This is a genomic window from Ideonella azotifigens (assembly GCF_006519715.1).
Taxonomy (GTDB): domain Bacteria; phylum Pseudomonadota; class Gammaproteobacteria; order Burkholderiales; family Burkholderiaceae_C; genus Ideonella; species Ideonella azotifigens.
In genome coordinates this window covers 1-3,975 of the sequence record NZ_VIDT01000527.1, presented here as the reverse complement: position 1 = coordinate 3,975, position 3,975 = coordinate 1, and the positions used below count along the sequence as shown (strand labels likewise).

Sequence of the window (3,975 nt, the reverse complement as noted above, 5' to 3'; positions counted from 1 at the left end):
CGCTGGTTGCGCTGCTGCAAGCGCTGGACGCTGCTGCGGCCGTCAAGCCTCAGGCCTGAGAAGCTGTGAACGGATCACCCGAACCCGCCTGGGCCGCCAAAACGCGCCCCCTCGTCGTTGCAAATGCTCGCTGTAGCCCGAGCTACAGCTGTGCTTTGCGCCTAGATCGGGCTCGTTTTGACAACCCCTTCGGGCCCGGCCGATTCATTCACTGCTTCTGAGCTTCAGACCCGGCCCGCGTCCACGTCCTTCAGGAAGCGGACGCGTGTCGGCCATGCCGGTGGTTTGGTTGTCGTACAGCCACGCCAATTGATGTCTTCAAAATTCGGGACACAAGCCCCCGTTCGGGCTGAGCCCCCCGTTCGGGCAGAGCTTGTCGAAGCCAGCTGTCCTTCGACAAGCTCAGGACGAACGGGCAAGGGGCCCTCAGGGCGAACGGGTGAGAGGCACTTCGATGGGCTCAGCGCGAACGGACTCAAAACTGTCTCACTGAGAGCGGATTCAAAACTGTCTCGAATAAGGGTTCCTCAATGGACGAAGGGCCCGATTCAGCGTTGGCCCTGCAGCACCGCCACGCCCTCGGCGTCCAGGTTCACCTCGCTGGTGGCGGCGCCGTCCTTGTGTTGGTCCAGCAACGAGCTCATCGCCGTCGGTAGCTTCACCTGTTGCGACTGCTGGCCGTGGTTGATCAGCACGACCACGCGGTGCGTCGCGTCGCCCCGCACGCAGACTTCAACCTCGGCGGGCACGCCGGGCATCGGCGCGGAGACGGCAGCCTCGCGCAGCCATCCGGCCGTGAGGCGGTCCAGCAGGGCCTCGTCCAGCCAGGCGCCCACGTAGGTGATGCGGCCCTGGCCGACACGGCGGGTCAGGACCGTGGGCTGGCCGTCCAGCCAGCCGTTGGACTTGCCGTAGCGCAGCCGCACTTCGGTTTGCGCGTTGTTGGCCTGCAGTTGCTCGGCCCAGATGCTGGCGCTGCCGGCGGGCATGTCGCCGGCACCTTCGCCGCCGACCACCGGTACCGGCTTGTCCAGCGCGTAGAACTGCGCCACCTTGCCGCCGAGCAGCTCGGCCAGGGGGCCAGGCTGGCGTTGCGGGTGCAGGCCGTTGTCGGCGTTCTTCATCGCGCTGCGCGGGCCGAGCACCAGGTGGCCGCCTTGCGCCACATAGGCCTTCAGCAGGGCCGCCTGCGCATCGGTGAGGACGTTGAGCGAGGGCGCGACCACGAGCTTGTAGCGCGCCAGCGGTGCCAGTGCCGAGACCACGTCGACCACCTGTGCCTGCGCGCGCAGCGGCCGGTAGAAGGCCTTCATTTCGGCCACCGGATCGAACTCGGCCGAGTGCTTCTGGAAACCGAGCGCCCAGCGGCTGTCGAAGTCGTTGATCAGTGCCACGTCGGCCTGCGGCGTGGTGCCGGCCAAGGCCTGGCCGGCCTGGGCGAACTCGGCGCCGACCTGCTGGATCTCGCTGTACACCGGCACGGGCTCGCCGTCCGCACCCACCAGCGTGCCGTGGTACTCCTCCTGCCCGTTGGGTGCCGCGCGCCACTGCCAGTAGGCGACCGCGTCCGCACCGTGGCCGACCGCCTGCCAGGCCATGGCGCGCACCTCGCCCTTGTGCAGCGCCACGTTGGTGGCGCGCCAGTTGACGAAGCCGGGCTGGGTTTCCATCACCCAGAAGTTGCGCTGCTTGTAGCCTCGGGTGAGGTCGTGGCGCGCCGCGTTGTCCACCCAGTCGTAGCGCTCGCCGGCCACGTAGTCGTCCCAGGCGGCAATGTCCAGCGCCTGGTGCACGGTGTAGGCATCGAAGCCGGCGAACCAGCCCATGGTGTTGGTGGTGATGAACTGGCGCGGGTCGGCGTGCGGGCGGATCGCATCGACCTGGTTGATCGAGTAGTCCTTCCAGGTCTCGCTGACGAAGCGTTTCCAGTCCAGCAGCAGGGCAGGGTTCTCGTCGGCCGCGCGCACGGGGATCTGCGCGAAGTCGTTGTAGGTCTGGCTCCAGTAGGCCGTTGCCCAGCGTTCGTTGAGCGCGGCGATGCTGCCGTATTTGCGTGCCAGCCAGGCGTGGAATTGCTGCTTGGCCTCGGGGTCGAACGAGTCTTCGGCGTATTCGTTGTCCAGCTGCCAGCCGACCACGTTCGGGCTGTGTCCATAGCGCCGCGCCATTTGTTCGGCGATGGCATGGGCGAAGCCGCGGTAGCGCCGGCTGGCGAACGAGAACTGCTGGCGGTTGCCGTGCTCGTCGCGCACGCCGTCCGCGGTCATGCGCAGCGTGTCGGGGTATTTCTGGGTGAGCCACGCAGGCGGCGCGGCGGTCGGCGTGCCCAGCACCACGACCATGTGGTGGCGCGCCGCAGCGGCGATGGCGTGGTCCAGCCAGGCGAAGTCGTATTCGCCCTCGCGCGGCGCCATCCGGCTCCAGGCGAACTCGCCGATGCGCACCAGCTTGATGTGCGCAGCCTCCATCAGCGTGAGGTCATGCTCCCATTGCGCTTCGGGCCATTGCTCGGGGTACCAGGCCGCGCCGAGCAGCAGTGGCGGCGCTTCTGCGTAGCGGGTCGCCTGGGCCTGCGCTTGCGGGATCAGCGCGAGGGGCAATGCCAGAGTCGTTGCGAGCAGCCAAGCGATGTTTGACAAACGGGTACTGGCGGCGGCACGTCGTGGCATGGGGCGTTCCGGGTTGGGGAGTTGGCAGTGCTGGACGCAGGCCGCTCAGGCACGTCCCGCGTCCACGTCCTTCAGGAAGCGGATCAGCCCGGTCATGTAGGTGGCCTGGTCGTCGTACAGCGCCATGTGGGCGCCATTCGGGCAGTGCAGGTAGCGGCCGCGGCGCACGCGCTTGGCGATGAGCTGCATCTGTGCGGGCTCCATAGTGTCGTGCTGGGCGCCAATGGCCAGCGTGGGCACCTGGATCCTGGGCAGGTCGGCAATGCGGTCCCAGCGTTCGAGCTTGCCGCTGGCGCCCATTTCGCTGGGGCCTTGCATGGGCACGTAGATCTTGCGGTTCAGGCGCGAGAAGCTGCGCAGCACCGGCTCGGGCCACTGGTCTTCGGGCATGCGCAGCACGTGCTGCACGTAGAAGTGCTTCATCAGCAATTCCTCGTACTGCGGGTCCTCGAAGCGGCCTTCTTTCTCCAGCGCCAGGATCTGCTTGAGGGCACCCTGGTCCATCGCGGGCATCAGCACCTCATGGGCGTAGCGGTTGTACTCGGGGATGCTGGCGACCATGTTGGAGATCACCAGGCCCTTGAGGTGCTGCTGGTGCTGCAGTGCGTATTCGACGGCCAGCAGGCCGCCCCAGGAGTGGCCCAGCAGGTAGAAGTCCTTGGGCCCCAGGCCCAGCGCCCGCCGCACCTGTTCGACCTCGTCCACATAGCGCGGCAGGTCCACCAGCGAAGGGTCGTCCGGCTGGTCGCTGTAGGCCGAGCCGAGCTGGTCGTAGTAGATGAACTCGATGCCGGCCTGCGGCAGGAAACTCTCGAAGGCCTCGAAGTATTCGTGCGTGGCGCCCGGGCCGCCGTGCAGCAGCAGCAGGCGGATGCGCGGAGCATGGCCCGTGCTGGGCCCCACGCGCTTGGTCCAGACGCGGAACGTGCCCTTGGCCGTCTGGATCGGCACCATCTGCACGCCGCCGGTTTTCACGGCCGGTGCTGCGGGCTTGCTGGATGCCGTGGCCGCGCTGGCACCCATCGGCAAGCTCAGCCCGGCCAGCGCTGCGGCCGGCAGGGCGGCGACACACAGGCGGCGGACCGGATCAGGCGCTTGCATTTCGGGCGAGGGTTTGGTGGCGGTGGGCAGGCGTTGTGGCATGACGGAACGACATGGGGGTCAAGGTGCGTCGCATGCTAGCCCAGCACGGGCCTCACGCCGTGCTTGCGTTGACTGCCTCGGCCACTGCCTGCAATGCGCGGCCGCAGTCGTCCCTCGTCAAGCCACCGCCCAGGCACAGCCTCAGCCCCTCGGGCGGCTGGCG

At 67.8% G+C, this 3,975-nt stretch carries 2 protein-coding genes; both read right to left on the bottom strand.

Translation table 11 applies throughout. The annotated features are described in order from the left end of the window. Nucleotides 1-548: 548 nt before the first annotated feature. Entirely contained in the window at nucleotides 549-2,600 is a 2,052-nt protein-coding gene (locus FKP22_RS23340; RefSeq protein WP_211361541.1) for a beta-galactosidase, read from the bottom strand. A 114-nt stretch (nucleotides 2,601-2,714) separates the two neighbouring features. Then, the gene (locus tag FKP22_RS23335) at nucleotides 2,715-3,812 is read right to left on the bottom strand and encodes a proline iminopeptidase-family hydrolase (protein ID WP_211361540.1); all 1,098 of its coding nucleotides are present in this window, start codon (nucleotides 3,810-3,812) and stop codon (nucleotides 2,715-2,717) included. Nucleotides 3,813-3,975 lie beyond the last annotated feature (163 nt).